The following is a 244-nucleotide window of genomic DNA, read 5'->3' as shown; positions in this document are numbered from 1 at the left end:
CGATTAGGCGTAGAGAGAGGCAAGGGTAGGGCGGTCGGCATGATGGCGGCTTATCTGCTGGATGTTTTAACGCTGTGAATAACGAATTTGATAAACAGTGTCATGACAAAGGTCATCCAGCCAGCGGATGCCAGTAGATTAAACAAAAGCATTTTAGGGGGCAGCCAAGCCGACCCTAGCAGTGCTTCCAGCACAATATGGAAAAACATGGCCAGGAGTAGCGGAAGCGCCAGCGTGTGAATCC

General features: G+C 50.8%; 1 protein-coding gene. It reads right to left on the bottom strand.

Going from position 1 to position 244, the window contains the following annotated elements:
• Positions 1-50: 50 nt before the first annotated feature.
• The coding region (locus SB753_RS40515; protein WP_410805608.1) for a hypothetical protein at positions 51-244 on the bottom strand (194 nt) is incomplete at its 5' end.

It is taken from the genome of Paraburkholderia sp. SIMBA_053, assembly GCF_046534895.1.
In the GTDB taxonomy this organism is placed as follows: Bacteria; Pseudomonadota; Gammaproteobacteria; order Burkholderiales; family Burkholderiaceae; genus Paraburkholderia; species Paraburkholderia caledonica.
The sequence above is the reverse complement of the archived record's forward strand: the minus strand, read 5'-3'. Positions and strand labels throughout refer to the sequence as shown.